17 protein-coding genes are annotated in these 16,916 nt (G+C 69.7%); 6 read left to right on the forward strand and 11 right to left on the reverse strand.

What is annotated here, in order from left to right; translation table 11 throughout:
* Window positions 1-6: 6 nt before the first annotated feature.
* The 6 genes from WS46_RS23660 to fliF are packed head-to-tail and all read right to left on the reverse strand — an operon-like array spanning window position 7 to window position 6,829.
* Complete coding sequence (locus WS46_RS23660; protein WP_059691940.1) at window positions 7-1,374, reverse strand: flagellar hook-length control protein FliK; 1,368 nt, start codon at window positions 1,372-1,374, stop codon at window positions 7-9.
* 31 nt (window positions 1,375-1,405) lie between these two features.
* Window positions 1,406-1,864: a flagellar export protein FliJ gene (gene fliJ, locus WS46_RS23665; RefSeq protein ID WP_059535003.1), complete on the reverse strand. Its 459-nt coding sequence runs from the start codon at window positions 1,862-1,864 to the stop codon at window positions 1,406-1,408.
* A gap of 5 nt (window positions 1,865-1,869) precedes the next feature.
* The gene (gene fliI, locus WS46_RS23670; protein ID WP_059691941.1) at window positions 1,870-3,411 is read right to left on the reverse strand and encodes a flagellar protein export ATPase FliI; all 1,542 of its coding nucleotides are present in this window, start codon (window positions 3,409-3,411) and stop codon (window positions 1,870-1,872) included.
* Complete coding sequence (gene fliH, locus WS46_RS23675; RefSeq protein ID WP_059691942.1) at window positions 3,405-4,088, reverse strand: flagellar assembly protein FliH; 684 nt, start codon at window positions 4,086-4,088, stop codon at window positions 3,405-3,407. Before fliH ends, fliI begins: the two co-directional genes overlap by 7 nt.
* Entirely contained in the window at window positions 4,081-5,076 is a 996-nt protein-coding gene (gene fliG / locus WS46_RS23680) for a flagellar motor switch protein FliG (RefSeq protein ID WP_059535009.1), read from the reverse strand. Before fliG ends, fliH begins: the two co-directional genes overlap by 8 nt.
* Window positions 5,066-6,829: a flagellar basal-body MS-ring/collar protein FliF gene (gene fliF, locus WS46_RS23685; protein WP_059691943.1), complete on the reverse strand. Its 1,764-nt coding sequence runs from the start codon at window positions 6,827-6,829 to the stop codon at window positions 5,066-5,068. Before fliF ends, fliG begins: the two co-directional genes overlap by 11 nt.
* A gap of 250 nt (window positions 6,830-7,079) precedes the next feature.
* Between fliF and fliE the strand changes: the two genes are divergently transcribed.
* The 6 genes from fliE (at window position 7,080) to WS46_RS23715 (ending at window position 11,094) form a co-directional block, all read left to right on the forward strand.
* Complete coding sequence (gene fliE, locus WS46_RS23690; RefSeq protein ID WP_059448462.1) at window positions 7,080-7,424, forward strand: flagellar hook-basal body complex protein FliE; 345 nt, start codon at window positions 7,080-7,082, stop codon at window positions 7,422-7,424.
* Window positions 7,425-7,599: 175 nt separating this feature from the next.
* Window positions 7,600-8,034 carry a flagellar export chaperone FliS gene (gene fliS, locus WS46_RS23695; protein WP_059535013.1) on the forward strand — a complete coding sequence of 145 codons (435 nt, stop codon included), beginning with the start codon at window positions 7,600-7,602 and terminating at the stop codon, window positions 8,032-8,034.
* On the forward strand, window positions 8,031-8,363 hold the full coding sequence (locus WS46_RS23700) for a flagellar protein FliT (RefSeq protein ID WP_059535015.1): 333 nt from the start codon (window positions 8,031-8,033) through the stop codon (window positions 8,361-8,363). Before fliS ends, WS46_RS23700 begins: the two co-directional genes overlap by 4 nt.
* Window positions 8,364-8,438: 75 nt before the next feature.
* A complete protein-coding gene (locus WS46_RS23705) occupies window positions 8,439-9,776 on the forward strand; it encodes a flagellar hook-length control protein FliK (protein WP_059691944.1) in 1,338 nt (445 codons plus the stop codon).
* Window positions 9,773-10,093, forward strand: coding sequence for an EscU/YscU/HrcU family type III secretion system export apparatus switch protein (locus WS46_RS23710; RefSeq protein ID WP_059535017.1), 321 nt, complete (start codon window positions 9,773-9,775; stop codon window positions 10,091-10,093). The genes WS46_RS23705 and WS46_RS23710 overlap by 4 nt, the downstream gene beginning before the upstream one ends.
* 266 nt (window positions 10,094-10,359) lie before the next feature.
* Window positions 10,360-11,094: a PepSY-associated TM helix domain-containing protein gene (locus tag WS46_RS23715; protein WP_059691945.1), complete on the forward strand. Its 735-nt coding sequence runs from the start codon at window positions 10,360-10,362 to the stop codon at window positions 11,092-11,094.
* A gap of 81 nt (window positions 11,095-11,175) precedes the next feature.
* Here the strand turns inward: WS46_RS23715 and WS46_RS23720 are convergent, their stop codons facing one another.
* The 5 genes from WS46_RS23720 to WS46_RS23740 all read right to left on the reverse strand — a co-directional run bounded on the left by WS46_RS23720 (window position 11,176) and on the right by WS46_RS23740 (window position 16,774).
* A complete protein-coding gene (locus tag WS46_RS23720; protein WP_059607548.1) occupies window positions 11,176-12,201 on the reverse strand; it encodes an XdhC family protein in 1,026 nt (341 codons plus the stop codon).
* Between the two features lie 302 nt (window positions 12,202-12,503).
* Window positions 12,504-13,910: an amino acid permease gene (locus tag WS46_RS23725; RefSeq protein WP_059535024.1), complete on the reverse strand. Its 1,407-nt coding sequence runs from the start codon at window positions 13,908-13,910 to the stop codon at window positions 12,504-12,506.
* 198 nt (window positions 13,911-14,108) lie between these two features.
* Window positions 14,109-14,765: a response regulator transcription factor RqpR gene (gene rqpR, locus WS46_RS23730; RefSeq protein WP_059535026.1), complete on the reverse strand. Its 657-nt coding sequence runs from the start codon at window positions 14,763-14,765 to the stop codon at window positions 14,109-14,111.
* 7 nt (window positions 14,766-14,772) lie between these two features.
* Window positions 14,773-15,588 carry a quorum system sensor histidine kinase RqpS gene (rqpS, locus tag WS46_RS23735; protein ID WP_059691946.1) on the reverse strand — a complete coding sequence of 272 codons (816 nt, stop codon included), beginning with the start codon at window positions 15,586-15,588 and terminating at the stop codon, window positions 14,773-14,775.
* A gap of 415 nt (window positions 15,589-16,003) precedes the next feature.
* Window positions 16,004-16,774, reverse strand: coding sequence for a ferredoxin--NADP reductase (locus tag WS46_RS23740; protein WP_059535031.1), 771 nt, complete (start codon window positions 16,772-16,774; stop codon window positions 16,004-16,006).
* Window positions 16,775-16,916: the final 142 nt, after the last annotated feature.

Here is a 16,916-nt window from a genome sequence, read left to right on the forward strand (position 1 = left end):
CGATGCTCAGGCGAACGTATCGACGAGGCCCGCGCGGCTCACGGTCGCGCCGGCCGCTGCGGATTGCGCGGCGTCGACCGGTGCGTCGACGGCTGACGATCCGGCGCGCGCGCGCGGCGACGGCCGGCCGCCGGCGAAGCTTTGCTGCGGATTCTGCTGCTGCGATGCGAAGCCGCCATCGCTGACGCTCGCGCTGCCCAGGCCGAGCCCGCCCGCTTCCATCGCTTCACGCAGTTTCGGCAGCGCGGCTTCCACCGCGTCGCGCACCTGCGCGTGCTGCGACACGAACAGCGCGTGCGCGTGGTTGTCCGCGACGCGCAGCACGACCTGCAGCGGGCCGAGGTCCGGCGGGTTCAGCGTCAACTCGGCGCTCTGCTGGTGCGCGTTCGACAGGAACACGACCTTCTGGCTCAGCGCATCGGTCCAGTCGGCGGTGCCGACGTGCGGCGCCAGCACGTGTGCGTTGGCCGCGGCGATCGAGCTGGCGGCGGGCGATGCCTGGAGGTTCGCCTGTGCGGCTGCCGCAGCCGTCGCGGCGGCGGCGACCGTCGCGTCGACGGCCGGGCCGGCGGTTTCTTCGGCGGTCGCGAACGCATGCTGCGCGGCGGGTTGGGCCGTTGCGCCGGCCTGCAGCGCCTGCGCGGTGGCCTGCGCGGGCGCCTGTTGCGTCGCGAGCGCGCCTTTCGCGTCGGCGAGCGTGCGGTCGAAGGTCGGGATTTTCGGCGTCGGCGGTGCGGCGGTGGCCGATGCGGACGTCGTCGCCGCGGGCGCTGCCGCTGTCGTCGCAGCCGTGCCCGACGCGGGCATCGCGATGGCGCCCGCGCCGCCGGTCAGCTTCTGGAGTGCCGCCTGCAGCGTGTCGCGACCCGACACCGGCACGGCAGGCTCGGCGGCCGCATCCTTGCTCGCGTGATTCGTCAGCGCGGCCGTGGCGTCGGGCTGGCCGGACACGGCCGTCGCTGTCGTGGCGGTGGAGGTGGCGGCGGTATCGGCATTGGCCGGCGCCGCGTCGTTCGCGCGCGCCTGCAGTTGCGCCTGCACGGCGGCTGCCGCGGCGAGCGCGGCTGCGTCGGGATTGAGTGTCGCGCTGGCGTCTTCGGTCGACGGGTCGTCGTCGCGGTCGGCGGACTTCGTGCCGGCGGCGGATGTCGACGACGCCTGTTTCGTCGAGGCGTCCGGCTGGTCGGCGGTTGCCGCGTCGTGCCGCGTGACGACGCTTTGCTTCAGCGTCTGCGCGAACGGCATGGCGGCCGGGCCGCTTGCGGCATCGTTGCCGGCGGACTTGGCGGAAGCGGACGAACCCGCGTCGCGGATCGCCTTGAGTGCGGTGCCGGCGGTGTCGAGCAGCACGCCGAGCAGGGGCAGGGGAGGCATGACGATTCTCTCGTTCGAAAGCGGTGAGCGGTTACGCCGAACGGGCCGCATCGGCCCGCATGCGCAGGATCTTCGCGGCGTGTTCGTCGGCGTCGCGCTGTTCGCGCTTCGCCGTACGCTGGGCTTCCTGCGCGACGCCGCGCGCCTGCAGGATTTCGTATGAACCGACGGTGCGTTTCTTCTGTTGCCAGTTGGGACGCGCCTCGTCGATACGGACTTCGGCCGCGGCCAGCACGTTGCGCTGCTGCATGATCGCCGCGTCGAGCGTATCGATGAACGCCTGGAAGTTGCGCCAGTTGCCGGCCGGCATCCCGTGTTGCGCGGACTGCGCGAAGCGCGCGTGATACTCGTCGCGATAGCGCAGCAACGCATCGAGCTGGTCGGCGGCCGCGGTGCGGTCGCGCTGCGCGGTGCCGAGCTGCTTCGCGGCCGTGTCGAGATCTTCCTGCGCGCGGTCGAGCAGCAGTTGAAGGGGAAAGCCGTGTGCCATCGGGGTCAGCCTCCGTGTACGTCGAACAGCGCATCGAGCGCGCCGACGCTCGACGCGAACGGCGCGCATTCGCGAAAGCCCTGTTGCAGGAACGATTCGATGCGCGGGTAGAGCGCGATCGCGCGGTCGAGCTGCGCGTCGCGGCCGGGCGCATAGGCGCCGACCGCGATCAGGTCGCGATTGCGCTGGTAGCGCGACAGCATCTGCTTGAACTGCCGCACGCGGTCGAGATGCGTTTCGTCGATCAGCGCGGTCATCGCGCGGCTGATCGACGCCTCGATGTCGATCGCCGGATAGTGACCGGCTTCGGCGAGCGCGCGCGACAGCACGATGTGGCCGTCGAGGATCGCGCGCGCCGAATCGGCGATCGGGTCCTGCTGGTCGTCGCCTTCGGTCAGCACCGTGTAGAACGCGGTGATCGAGCCGCCGCCTTCGGGCCCGTTGCCGGTGCGCTCGACGAGCGCGGGCAGCTTCGCGAACACCGACGGCGGATAGCCCTTGGTCGCGGGCGGCTCGCCGATCGCGAGCGCGATCTCGCGCTGGGCCATCGCGTAGCGCGTCAGCGAATCCATCAGCAGCAGCACGTGCTTGCCCTGATCGCGGAAATATTCGGCGAGCGACGTCGCATACGCGGCGCCCTGCATCCGCAGCAGCGGCGACACGTCGGCCGGCGCCGCGACGACGACGGAGCGCGCGAGCCCGTCCTCGCCGAGGATCTGTTCGATGAATTCCTTCACTTCGCGGCCGCGTTCGCCGATCAGTCCGATCACGATCACTTCCGCGCTGGTGTAGCGCGCCATCGTGCCGAGCAGCACCGACTTGCCGACGCCGGAGCCCGCGAACAGGCCCATCCGCTGCCCGCGGCCGACGGTGAGCAGCGCGTTGATCGCGCGCACGCCGACGTCGAGCACGTGGTGGATCGGCTCGCGATCGAGCGGGTTGATCGACGGCGCCGACAGCGGCGCGTCGACCTTCGACGCGAGCGGGCCGAGGCCGTCGAGCGGGCGGCCCGACGCGTCGACGACGCGCCCCAGCATTTCCCAGCCGACCGGCAGCCGTTTCGCGCCCGCGAGCGGATCGGCGACGGGCGCGGCCTCCAGCGGCCACACGCGCGCGCCGGGCAGCACGCCCGCGACGTCGGTGGTCGGCATCAGGAACAGGCGATCGCCGGAGAACCCGACGACTTCCGCTTCCGCATGCGGCAGCGTGCTGCCGGGCGGCAATTCGATCGTGCATTCGGCACCGACCGACAGGCGCAGGCCGATCGCCTCGAGCACGAGGCCCGCGGCGCGCGTGAGGCGCCCGCACGGCCGCAGCGGCAGCGCGCGGTGGCTGCGGGTCGCGAGGCCGTTCAGGTGCGTGCGCCAGTGCGCGAGATGCGGATTGTGCGGCGCGCGCGGCGTGTCGGCCGCGGCGTCGGTCGCGTGCGCCGGCGCGCCGTGCGCGGTGCCGTGCGGTTGCTCGGGGCCGAACGACGCGAGCGCGAGTTCGCGCTCGAGCGGCGTCATTCCGTCATACAGGATCGATTCGGGCGTGGGCGTCACCATGCGCTCACCTTGCCGATCGCGGCGGCGACGCGCTGCCAGCGGGTGGGCAGCGTCGCGTCGACTTCGCCCGTCGCGGCGTGCGCGCGGCAGCCGCCGCGCTCGATCGACGCGTCGGTGCGCACGTTCCAGCCGAGCGTGTCGAGATCGTCCTGCAGATAGGCCTCGACAACGGGCAGGTCGGCCGGGTTCACCGCGAGATGCGGCGCGCCGGACAACGCCGGTTCGGCGGCGAGCACGTCGCGCACGGCCGCGACGAGCGCGGCGGGATCGTGCTTCACGTGCTGGCGCACGACCTGCTGCGCGATGTCGAGCGCGAGTTGCGCGAGGTCGGACGCGAGGTCGTGCTCGGCGCTCGACACGGCTTCGCGGAACGACGCGGCGAGCGCCGCGAGCTGCGCGGCCTGTTCGCGGGCTTCGGCCTGGCCGGCCGCGAAACCCTGTTCGCGGCCCTGGTCGAAACCGGCCTGATAACCCAGTGCCTGGCCTTCGACGTGACCGGCCGCGTGGCCTTCGGCATGCGCGGCGTCGCGCACGCGCTGCAATTCCTCGGCGAGCGCGGCGGCGGCCGCAGCCGCGTCGTCGGGCGGCGGCGGGGGCGGCGGCGGATCGAACGACGCCATCTCCCACCGCTGGTACGCGGTGAGGGTGCCGGCGCGGTCGCGCGCGGAATCAGACATAGGCGTCTTCCGCCTTGCCGCCGATCACGATCTGACCGCTCTCGGCGAGGTTGCGCACGATCTGCAGGATGCGGCGCTGCTGCGTCTCGACTTCGGACACGCGCACCGGGCCGCGCGCGTCGAGATCCTCGGCGAGCAGTTCGGCCGCGCGTTGCGACATGTTCGCGAGGAATTTCTGGCGCAGCGCGGGCGGCGCGCCCTTCAGCGCGATGATCAGCGTTTCCGACTCGACTTCCTTCAGCACCATCTGGATCGCGCGATCCTCGAGGTCGAGCAGGTTCTCGAACACGAACATCTGGTCGACGATCTTCTGCGCGAGGTCCGCGTCGTACTGGCGCACGCTTTCGAGCACGCCTTCCTCATGATTGCTCGTCATGAAGTTCAGGATTTCGGCCGCGGTGCGGATGCCGCCCATCGGGCTGCGCTTCAGGTTGTCGCTGCCGGACAGCAGGCCCGTCAGCACGTCGTCGAGCTCGCGCAGCGCGGCCGGCTGGATGCCGTCGAGCGTCGCGATCCGCAGCAGCACGTCGTTGCGCAGGCGCTCGGTGAAGCACGACGCGATCTCGGACGCCTGGTCGCGGTCGAGGTGCACGAGGATCGTCGCGATGATCTGCGGATGCTCGTTCTTGATCAGTTCCGCGACGGCGGCCGAGTCCATCCACTTCAGGCCCTCGATGCCGCTCGTGTCGCTGCCCTGCAGGATCCGGTCGATCAGCACGCCGGCCTTGTCCTCGCCGAGCGCCTTGGTCAGCACCGAGCGGATGTACTCGCTCGAATCGAGCGACAGCGCGGTGTGCTGCTCGGCTTCCTTCGCGAATTCGTGCAGCACGTCCTCGACCTGCTCGCGCGTGACGTTCTTCAGCGCGGCCATCGCGGCGCCGATCTTCTGCACTTCGCGCGGCGCGAGGAACTTGAATACTTCAGCGGCCTCTTCCTCGCCGATCGACATCAGCAGCAGCGCGCTCTTGGTCAGGCCTTCAGCGTTCATCGGACACCCAGTTCTTCACGACGGTGGCGACGATCTTCGGATCCTGGCGGGCGATCGTGCGCGCGTAGTCGAGGTTGCGTTCGTAGCGGTTCTTTTCGTTCTCGAAGCCGAGCAGCAGCGGATCGGGCTCGTCCGGCTGTTCCAGCGCGGGCAGGCCGTCGAGCGCGACCGGATCCTCTGGCGCCGCGAGGGCCGGCGCGGCCGGCTCGGGCGGCGGGAACGCGCGGCGCATCGCCGGGCGCACGAACATGAAATAGAGCGCCGCCGCGGCCGCCGCGATGCCGAGCCACTTCGCGGCTTCCTTCGCCATCGCGATCATGTCCGGCTGGCGCCACCACGGCAGGTCGGCGTACGGATCGCTGGCGGTCGAGAACGCGCTGTTCACGACGTTCACCGAGTCGCCGCGCTTCTCGTCGTAGCCCATCGCGTCCTTCACGAGCTGCTCGATCTGCGCGAGCTTCGCGGGCGGCAGCGGCTGCATCGTCACGTGGCCCTTCGCGTCGGCGACCGGCTGGTAGTTGACGACGACGGCCACCGACAGCCGCTTCACGTTGCCCATCGGCTGCTCGACGTGGCGGATCGTCTTGTCGAGCTCGTAGTTGGTCGTCTGGTCCTTGCGGTCGCTGACGGGCGTCGACTGCGGCCCGTTCTGGCCGTTGCCGGCGACGATCGGCGCGGAGGCCGGCTGCGGCGGCGTGTTCGACAGCGCGCCCGGCACGCCCGATGCGCCGCCCTGCGCGAGTTCGGTCGCGCTGCTGGTCTGCTGGCTGCGGATCGCGGTCTGCTGCGGCGAGCCGTTCGGGCCGTAGCTTTCCGAGGTCTGCTCGAGCTTCGAGAAATCGATGTCCGCGCTGACTTGCGAGCGTGCGTTGCCGGTGCCGAAGATCGGCGCGAGGATCGCGTCGATGCGCTTCTGCGTGTTGTGCTCGACCTGCTGCACGTACTTGAGCTGGCTTGCGTCGAGGCCGGTGGCCGATGCGGTCTGGGTCAGCAGGTTGCCGTCCTGGTCGACGATCGTCACGTTTTTGGCCGGCATGTCGGGCACGCCGGACGACACCATCCGCGTGATCGCCTGCACCTGGCCCTCGTCGAGCACGCGGCCCGGGTAGAGATCGACGAACACCGACGCGCTCGGCGCCTCCTTGTCGCGCACGAACACCGACGGCTTCGGGATCGCCAGATGCACGCGCGCCGTCTTCACGGCGTTGATCGACTCGATCGTGCGTTGCAGCTCGCCTTCGAGCGCGCGCTGGTAGTTCACCTGCTCGGCGAACTGGCTGATGCCGAATTTCTGGTTGTCCATCAGCTCGAAGCCGACCGAGCCGCCCTTGGGCAGGCCCATCGCGGCGAGCTTCAGGCGCGTTTCGTGCACCTGGTTCGACGGCACGAGGATCGCGCCGCCGGCGTCGGCGAACTTGTAGGGAACGTTTGCCTGCTGGAGCGCGGTGATGATCGCGCCGCCGTCGCGGTCCGACAGGTTGCTGTATAGCACGCGATAGTCGGGCGTGCGGCTCCACAGCACGAGCGCGGTGATCGCGGCGATGGCGAGCGCGACGGCGATCACGAACGGCAGTTTCGGGTTGCCCTTCATCCGCGTGATGCCGGGGATGCGTTCCGCGAAGCCGCCGAACCCGAAGTCCGCGCCGGCGCCGCCTGCTCCCGGCAACGCGGCGGCCGCGGTGGCGCCTGGCACCGGGCTGGCGAGGCCCGTGCGGGCGTCGGGGTTGATCAGCGAGTTGGCCTGCGAATCCATGCGTGGAATTTCTCCGGAGCGGGACGACTGAGCCGCTCGGACGAGCGGACGGACAATGACACGATGCGATTATCGGGACCGGGGCCCGACTCCGATCGACCGAAAAGAGCGGGGTTTCCCCCGTACTTTCGCGGCTTTGGCGCGCGCCGCGCTGCTATCCTTTTTCGCGATCCGGCATGGTGCGCATCGTGCGGCGCCGCCGGACCGCCCGGTGCGTCCGGGTCTCTTCTCTCATATGTCTGGGGACAGCATGGCTGCCAACGTCAGCGGAATCGGTTCGGTGTTGCAACAGATGCAGGCGATGGCCGCGCAGGCGAGCGGCGGCGTCGCGAGCCCGACGGCGGCACTCGCCGGTTCGGGCGCGGCGACGGCCGGCACGTTCGCGAGCGCGATGAAGGCGTCGCTCGACAAGATCAGCGGCGACCAGAAGCACGCGCTCGGCGAGGCGCAGGCGTTCGAGGTCGGCGCGGCGAACGTGTCGCTGAACGACGTGATGGTCGACATGCAGAAGGCCAACATCGGTTTCCAGTTCGGGCTTCAGGTCCGCAACAAGCTCGTGAGCGCGTACAACGACATCATGCAGATGTCCGTGTGACGCGACCGGCAACCGGGGACGGCCAGCCGCCGACGGGCATCCGGGGGCGGCCGACTGGCGGCGGGCCGTGCGCCTAAAGCTTTTCAATTCCCTTCCGATAACTCTGGAACAAGGCCGCGTCATGCATTGCAGGGCGGCGGCTACCGCATAGCCAACGCATCACAAGGAGAAGCGCATGTTTTCCCCAGGACACGCTGGAGCCAGTGCATACGCGCGTGTCGGCGTCGAGACGGGGGTGATGGGCGCCTCCCCGCACCGGCTGATCGCGATGCTGTACCAGGGCGCGCGCCAGGCCATCGCGCTCGCGCGCATGCACCTGCAGCAGGGCAACGTGCCCGCACGCGGCGAAGCGATCGGCAAGGCGATCGGGATCGTCGAGAGCGGCCTGCAGGCGTCGCTGAACCGCGACGCGGGCGGCCAGATCGCCGGGCGCCTCGACGCGCTGTATACGTATATCGGCCGGCGCCTGCTGGAAGCCAACATGCATGCCAGCGACGCGATGCTGGTCGAGGTCGACGGGTTGCTCGCGACGCTCGAGGAAGCGTGGACGGGCATCGCTCCGGAAGTCGCGCGCATGGCCGCGCAACAGGCGGCGGGCGCGGCACGATGAATCTCAAGGCCGAATACTTCGCTCGCTACGAGGCGCTTGCGGCCGTGTCGGGCCGCATGCTGTCCGCGGCGCGCGGCGCGGACTGGAGCGCGCTGCCGGAGTTGCAGGCCGAATTCCTGCGTCTCGTCGACGGGCTGAAGGAGGCCCATCCGGGCGTCGCGCTCGACCAGGCGGACCTCGGCCGCAAGCTCGAGCTGATTCGCCGGATCCTCGCCGACGACGCCGCCATCCGCGACCTCGCGAGCCCGGACGTCGCACGGCTGTCCGCGCTGTTCGAGGCGCGGCGCTCGACCCAGGTATTGACCGATCTCTACCGCGCTCGCGGGTAGTGCCCGTTTGCCGGGGCGGCGGTTGCCGCATGCCCGGCTTCGCAACGATGTCGCTGAGGTGAGCAGGCTCCGATCATGACCGGTATCGACTCCGTTGCGGCCGCCCTGCTGGCGAGTCGCCTCGACAGCCTGCTGACCGGCCCCGTGATCGCGCCCGCAGGCGGCGGCGCGACCGCGCAGGTCGGCACGCCGGGCGCCGGCGCGTCGTCGCCGTCTTCGACCGTGGCCCCGCTGGCGCCGCCGCCGGCATCCGCGCAGACCGCGTTGTCCGATGTCGCGCTCGTGCTCGACGCGATTTCGCGCTCGGGCGGCGTCGCGACGCCCGTGATCGCCGGGCGCACGCCGCTGCTGGCCGATCCCGCCGTGTTGCTGAGCACGGCGGCGGCCGTGCCGCCGGACGGGCAGCCGACCGCCGGTCCGGCTGCGTCCGCCGCCGCGCCTTCCACCGCAACGCCCGCGTCCGATGTTGCGGCCGCGCCGCCCGTCGCGGCGCTGCGTGCGGCGCTCGCGCAGGCCGTCAGCGAAAGCGGCCTCTTTTACGAATCCCATCTCGCGCAGTGGCTGGCCGGCCAGCGCCCGCTCGCCGCGCTGATGCGCGAACCGCAGGCGCGGCTCACGACCGCGCCGGTGCAGCCGGCCCCGGATGCCGCGCAGCACGACGCGCCCGACGTGCTCGACGAACTGCTCGCGCAGCGCCTGCCGCTGCCGACGCCAGCGCGAACGGCCACGCAGCCGGGCGCGCCCGCGTCGGGCGGTGCGGTGCCGCGCGAGCTTGCACAGAACGCGGCCGCCGCCGCTCGGCAAGGTGCGGCGTCGGCCACGGCCGCGACGACCGACCCGCTCGGCGATCGCCCCGACACGCGCTGGACGCCCGCGCGCGCCGAACTGGCCGCCGCGTCGGCCGATCCGCAGGCGCAGACGCCGGCTCCCGTGCATCCTGCCGCCGTGCCGATCGTCCGGCAGCAGCTCGATGCGCTTGCGACCGATCAGTTCCGCTGGGCAGGCGAGGCATGGCCCGGCGCGCGGCTCGACTGGACGATCGAGCCCGACGATCCGGGCGGCCGCGCGTCGCGCGGCGGCGACGACGCCGGCGACGGGATCGCATGGCGCACGCGGCTGACGCTCACGTTGCCGTCGCTCGGCACGGTCGACGCGGAGCTGGTGCTGAACGGCGCGCAGCTCGTCGCGCGACTGCGCGCGAATTCGGCCGGCGCCGACCGGCTCACACGGAACGAGGCCGCGCTGCGGCAGCGGTTCGAGGGATCGGGGCTGCAGCTCGGCGGACTGTCGATTCGCGCGGTCGGCGACGAACCGGACGGCTTCGACCCGCTTGTCGCGCAGGCGGCCGCCGCCGCATATGCGCGCAGCGCGGCCGGCGGCACGCCGGGCGCCGACGACGAGGTGCCGCGATGAGCATGACGTCCCGCAAGCGCGCGGCCGCGCTCGTCTACGATCCGAAGGGGGGCGATACCGCGCCGCGCGTGGTCGCGAAGGGGTACGGCCTGCTCGCCGAGATGATCGTCGCCCGTGCGCGGGATGCCGGGCTGTACGTGCATACCGCGCCGGAGATGGTGTCGCTGCTGATGCAGGTCGATCTCGACGACCGGATTCCGCCGCAGCTTTACCAGGCCGTCGCCGATCTGCTGGCATGGCTGTACGCGCTCGATCGGACCGAGCCCGGGCCGGGCGACGCCGCGCCGCATTTTCCGCTACCGCCGCTGCGCCGCTGAGCGTTCGCCGCGCCGTTTTACTTGCGAAATGCTGTCCCGGACTTTCGCAATCATTTCACCGGCATTTCTCTTTTATCGACCTGGATCGGCGTGCAATCCGCGCGCTTCGTCGGTTATCGCCGGATTGTCCCGTCGTCCCGACGTGCGCCGGCGGATTGAGCGGTCGCGCCATTTGTGTAATGATATCCATTCTCATTTTCATGTTATCCGGGCGGCGCATGTTTTCCGTGCGCCGCCCGTTGCTTTGAACGAATGGACACTCTCGCGTGAACGCGCCCGAAACGATCGCCCCGCCGCAGGCGGGCAGGCCCATCGCGGGCGTCACCGTGCTGCATCCGGCCGCACGGCCCCTGAGCGACGCCGAACTGGCGGCGCGCCGCCAGCGCTCGCGGCGTGCGACCTTCATCAAATGGCTGCGCAAGGTGCATGGCTGGGTCGGGCTCTGGGGCGCGGTGCTCGGGCTGCTGTTCGGCGTGACGGGCGTGCTGCTCAACCACCGTGCGCCGCCGCTGAAGATCCCGACCGGCGAACCGCAGGTCGAGCAGATGCAGATCGCGTTGCCGGACCCGGCGCCGAAGTCGCCGGCCGCGATGACGAAGTGGCTGCAGCACGAACTGCACTTCGACGGCCGGCCGGGCCGCGTGCGCACGGAGCCCGCGCAGCCGGTCGCCTGGGGCGACAAGCGTGTGATGCAGCCGGAGCGCTGGCAGATGGGCCTGTTCGGTCCGCACCAGAACCTCCAGGCCGAATATTGGGTCGGCAACGGCTACGTATCGGTGAAGCGCACCGGCAATACGTTCCTGACGACGCTGAACAACCTGCATCGCGGCGTCGGCATGAATCTCGGCTGGGTGCTGCTGATGGACACGATCGCGGGTTCGCTGATCCTGTTGTCGCTGACGGGCGTGCTGCTGTGGACGGAGCTGAACAAGCGACGCACGGTCGGCGTCGTGCTGGTGGTCGGCTCCGTCGCCGCGGCGCTCGCCGCAGGTCTCGCCTGACGTCACCCTCGACGCGCGCCGGTTTCCCGCCGGCGCATGACGGCCCGCCGGCGCGGCCATGCGCCGCGCGGGCGACCGGCCTCAGAGGCCGCAGGTCGCGCCGCTGTTTGCCGCGATCTCGCGGGCGGCCTTCGCGCCCTCGACCTGCAGGATCGTCGGCAGCGACACGTTGTTCTTCGCGGCCGTGATCTCGGCGAGGATCGAGATCGCGATTTCCGGCGGCGTGCGGCTGCCGATGTAGATGCCGGCCGGCCCGTGCAGCCGCGCCAGTTCCGCCTCGCTCAGGTCGAATTCGAGCAGCCGCTCGCGCCGGGCCGCGTTGTTGCGTCGCGAGCCGAGCGCGCCCACGTAGAACGCGGGCGTCTTCAGCGCCTCCATCAGCGCGAGATCGTCGAGCTTCGGGTCGTGCGTGAGCGCGATCACGGCCGAACGCGCGTCGAGCTTCATGTCGAGCACCGTGTCGTCGGGCATCGTGTGCACGACGCGCGTGCCCGTCACGTCCCACGCATCCGTGTACTCCTCGCGCGGATCGCAGACCGTCACCTGGTAATCGAGCCCGACCGCGATCTGGCACAGATAGCGCGACAATTGTCCCGCGCCGATCACGAGCATCCGGTAGCGCGGCCCGTGGATCGTCACGAGCCGGTCGCCGTCGAACGCGAGCCCGTCGGTCGCCTGCGCGGGCGACAGCGACGCGCGGCCGGTCGCGAGCGTCATCGTGCGCGTGACGAGGCGGCCGGCCTCGACTTCCGCGCACAGCGCGGCGATCCCGCTGTCGGGCGTGAGCGGCTCCAGCACGAGCTGGATCGTGCCGCCGCAGGGCAGCCCGAAGCGGTGCGCTTCCTCGGCCGTCACGCCGTACTTGACGGCTTCCGGGCGTGCATCGGCCGCGATCCCGCTTGCATGCACGCGGGCGATCAGGTCGTCCTCGATGCAGCCGCCGGACACGGAGCCGACCACGAGGCCGTCCTCGCGCACCGCGAGCATCGCGCCTTCGGGGCGGGGCGACGAGCCCCACGTCTTCACGACCGTGACGAGCAGCACGCGGCGCCCTTCGTCGAGCCAGCGCGCGCTGGATTTCAGTACATCGAGATCGACGCTTTCCATCATCCTGTTCCTGTTGCCGGACGGCCCGCCGGGCCGTCGTTCGATGGCCGGATTATGAACCGCTCGGCGCGCGCGTGCTGGCAGCGTGCAAATCGTGTGGGAAAATCCGGACGATCGGGCAAGAAATCGCGACGATCGGGCAGCGATCGCGCGTGTGCGGGGCGCGGCGGCGCGCGTCGTGCGCCGCGCGGGGGCGCCGATGGCCGGGCCGGTTCGGGCGGGGAGGGGGCGCGCACGGGGCCGGTGACGGCCCGGCGTGGCGTCGTGTCGCTGCGCGCGGCGTGCGCGCGCAGCGACGGCGGTCAATGTGCGTCGTGCTGACCGTGCGCGAGCTTCGAGTGATGCCGCGAATACAGGAAGTAGATCACGAGGCCGATCACGAGCCAGATGCCGAACGCGGCCCACGTGACGGGCTGCAGGTTCAGCATCAGGAACAGGCATGCGCCGACCGCGAGGATCGGCACCACCGGCACGCCCGGGCAGCGGAACGCGCGCGGCAGTTCCGGGTGCGTGCGGCGCAGCACCAGCACCGCGATCGACACCATCGAGAATGCGGCGAGCGTGCCGATGTTGATCAGCTCGGCGAGCACGTTGAGCGGCACGAGCGCGGCGATCAGCCCGAAGAACAGGCCGACGAGCCAGGTCGTCAGGAACGGCGTCGCGTAGCGCGGATGCACGCGCGACAGCGCCGCCGGCAGCAGGCCGTCGCGCGACATCGCGAAGATGATCCGCGTCTGGCCGTAGCTCATCACGAGGATCACGGTCAGCATGCCGAGCACCGCGCCGAGATCGATGAAGCCCGCGACCCACTTCTCGCCGGCGATCTGCAGCGCATACGAGATCGGATGCGACACGTTTGCGTACTGCGCCGACGGCACGATGCCGGTCGCGACCGCCGCGACCGTCACGTACAGCACCGCGCACACCGCGAGCGACGCGATGATGCCGATCGGCAGGTCGCGTTTCGGATTCTTCACTTCCTCGGCCGCCGACGATACGGCGTCGAAGCCGATGAACGCGAAGAACATCACGGCCGCCGCGCCGAACACGCCGTTCCAGCCGTGCGGCATGAACGGCTTCCAGTTCGCGGGCGTGACGTGGAAGATGCCGACCGCGATCACGAGCAGCACGACCGACACCTTGATGAACACCATGACGTTGTTGATGCGGGTCGACTCGCGAATGCCGATCGACAGCAGCGTCGTGATCACCAGCATCACGAGGAACGCCGGCAGGTTGAACCACGTGACGACACCCGGGATCGCGCCGGGCGCGGCCGTCAGCACGGTCGGCAGCGTGAGCCCGAAGCCCTGCAGCAGCGATTGCAGGTAGCCCGACCAGCCGACCGACACGGCCGACGCCGCGAGGCCGTATTCGAGCATCAGGTCCCAGCCGATGATCCAGGCGACGAGCTCGCCGAGCGTCGCGTACGAGTACGTGTAGATCGAGCCCGCGACCGGAATCGTCGACGCGAATTCGGCGTACGACAGCGCCGCGAGGCCGCACGCGATCGCGGCGATCACGAACGACAGCATCAGCGCGGGGCCGGCCTGTACGGCGCCCGTGCCGGTCAGCACGAAGATGCCGGTGCCGATGATCGCGCCGATGCCGAGGAAGGTGAGGTCGATGGCGCCGAGCGCTTTCTTGAGCCCGGCGCCGTGCGCGCCGGCGATCATGCGATCGACGTTTTTCTTGCGGAAGAAGGACATTGCGGATGAGTTTCCAGCGCGCGCGAGCGCGGCGGCGCCGAGTGAGTGAAAACCCGCAATTTTAGCCGATTTGGCGTGGAAGACCCGCTGCGGCGCAGCGGTGCGCCCGGGAATCGTCCGATAAAACAATTGCTTGTGCGCGGCGTGCGGCGCGCCGGGGCCGGCGTGGAGCCGGCCGGGTGCGGCGAGGACGAAGAATCAGGCGCCCGACGCGGGCGCCATGTCGACGAGCCGGTTGCTCATCACGTAGAACGTCAGTTCCGCATTGTTCGACAGCCGCATCTTCTCGAGCAGCCGCGACCGGTACACGCTGACCGTCTTCACCGACAGCGACAGCGTGTTCGCGATGTCGGTGAGGCGCTTGCCCGATGCGAGCATGCAGAGCGTCTGGTATTCGCGATCGGACAGCTTCTCGTGCGGCAGCGGTTCGTTCTCGAACGACACGTATTCGGCGAGCGCCTCGGCCATCGCCGGGCTCACGTACTTGCGGCCGGCCGCGACCTGCTGGATCGCGCCGATCATCTGCGCGGCATTCACCGTCTTCGACAGGTAGCCGGCCGCGCCGGCCTTCAGCGCGCGCACCGCGTACTGGTCCTCGCGGTACATCGAGAACATCAGCACCGGCGCGCCCGGCAGCTTGCGCTTGATGCGCTTGAGCACCTCGATGCCATTCGTGTCCGGCAACGAGATGTCGAGCAGGATCACGTCGAAGGCGTCGCGGTCGACGGCCGCCACCGCATCGCTGCCGGTCTCGGCCTCGGTCACGTTACGCGCGATGCCGCGGTCGATCAGCAAGTGGCGGATCCCTTGACGGACGATCGCGTGATCGTCGACGAGCAGGATGTTCAGGCTCATGACGGCCTCACGAAAGCGACGCGCGGCGCGCGGCCGCCGGCGCCGCGAACAGCGAGTCCCACGCGAAGCGCGCGGTGACGCGCGTGCCGCGGCCCGCTTCCGGTGCGCTCGCGTCGAAGCTGCCGCCGAACGCCTCGCAGCGTGCGCGCATCCCGGCGAGGCCGTAGCCGGTGCGTCGGCTGCGCGCGAAACCGGTCCCATCGTCGGTGACGATCAGGGACATATGCGAGTCGTCGGTGTCGATCTGCACGTCGACGGACGTCGCGCGCGCATGCTTCGCGACGTTCGACAGCGCTTCCTGCGCGACGCGGAAGATCGCGAGCGCGCCGGCGCCGCCGAGTTGCGTGAGCCGTGCGTCGGCCGCGCAGACGAAGCTCGTGCGCAGGCCGGTGCGCGCCGTGTGGCTGTCGACCCACGCCGACAGGGCGCCGACGACGCCGCCGTCGAGTGCCGGCGTGTCGCGCTCGTCGATCAGCCGGCGGTTGGCGTCGGTGGCGGAGTCGAGCGCCTGCTGCGCCAGCTCGAGCGCGCGCAGGCAGCCGTCCGGCGCATTTGCCGGCAGCCACGTTTGAACGTTTGCGAGCGCGAAACGTGCGGCGGTGAGTTCGGCGCCGAGTCCGTCATGCAGCTCGCCGGCGAGATGGCGGCGGGCCGCCTCGTCGGCAACCATCAGCTGGAGGGACAGCGCCGCGATCCGGGCGGCGGACGTGTCGCGTTGGGGCAGGGCGCCGGCCACGGGCGCGGCCGTGTCGCAGCCGTGCACGAGCGGCTGCGACGGGAACGGGGCATGAGCGCCCGTGGGCGCGTTGAGCGACGTATCCATGACTCTCCCTGCTGTCAGAAAGCGGTTCAGACACCGGCTGGCTGCGTGGATCGGCTGCCGTTTCGATGACGGCAGCCGCCAGAGAATCGCCCCGTGCCGAGGTAACAAAAGTTACATCTTGTAACGTTTGAGTCCGACCCTCCAATGGTCGCCCGATCGGCGACCACGCGGGGCGAATAATATCTCAAAAATTTGGAAAACGTCATGCTGGGCGGACATTTAAGGGTAAATGTGAATAATCCGAGCGAAGCTGTTGTAGGAAAAACACTGACGCGAAAGCACACGGATCGCCCGTATCCAAATGTAACGATTTGACATGAAATGATCGTGGCTTGTTACGAATTCGCCAAGTAGGGACGAAAAAAAACCGGAGCTTTTGCTCCGGTTCTTGATGTGGCACAAATTCGGGGTTCGATCAGTCCACGAATGCGCGTTCGATCACATAGTGACCCGGCGCGCTGTTCTTGCCTTCGACCAGGCCGGCCTGCTTCAGCAGGTCCGTCGTGTCCTTCAGCATCGCGGTGCTGCCGCACAGCATCACGCGGTCGTTTTCCGGCGAGAACGCCGGCACGCCGAGGTCCGTGAACAGCTTGCCCGTCGCGATCAGGTCGGTGATCCGGCCCTCGTTGTCGAACGCCTCGCGCGTGACCGTCGGGTAGTAGACGAGCTTTTCCTTGATGATGTCGCCGAGATACTCGTGGCCCGGCAGGTCGTGCTTGATGTAGTCCATGTACGCCAGCTCGCCCTTCAGGCGGCAGGTGTGCGTCAGGATGACCTTGTCGAAGCGTTCGTAGATGTCCGGGTCGCGGATGATCGACATGAACGGTGCGAGGCCCGTGCCGGTCGACAGCATCCACAGCGTCTTGCCGGGCAGCAGGTTGTCGGCGACGAGCGTGCCGGTCGGCTTCTTGCCGATCAGCACCGAGTCGCCCACCTTCAGGTGCTGCAGGCGCGACGTCAGCGGGCCGTTCTGGACCTTGATGCTGAAGAATTCGAGGTGCTCTTCGTAGTTCGGGCTGACGATCGAGTAGGCACGCGCGAGCGGCTTGCCGTCGACCTCGAGGCCGACCATCGTGAATTCGCCGTTGTTGAAGCGCAGGCTCGGTTCACGGGTGCAGGTGAAGCTGAAAAGCGTGTCGGTCCAGTGATGGACGGATTGGACGGTGGCGGTGTCGTATTTGCTCATGGCTTTGAAAACGGACGCGCGTAGCGGACGCGTGTAACGGGCCCAAAAACGGGCAAAAAAACCGAGTGCGTCGGCCCGATCGCGGATCGGCCGGCCGGCGCGTCGGACACGCGCCTTCTCGATGACAGACGATTGAGGAACT

The organism is Burkholderia sp. RF4-BP95, assembly GCF_001521985.1.
GTDB lineage: Bacteria > Pseudomonadota > Gammaproteobacteria > Burkholderiales > Burkholderiaceae > Burkholderia > Burkholderia diffusa.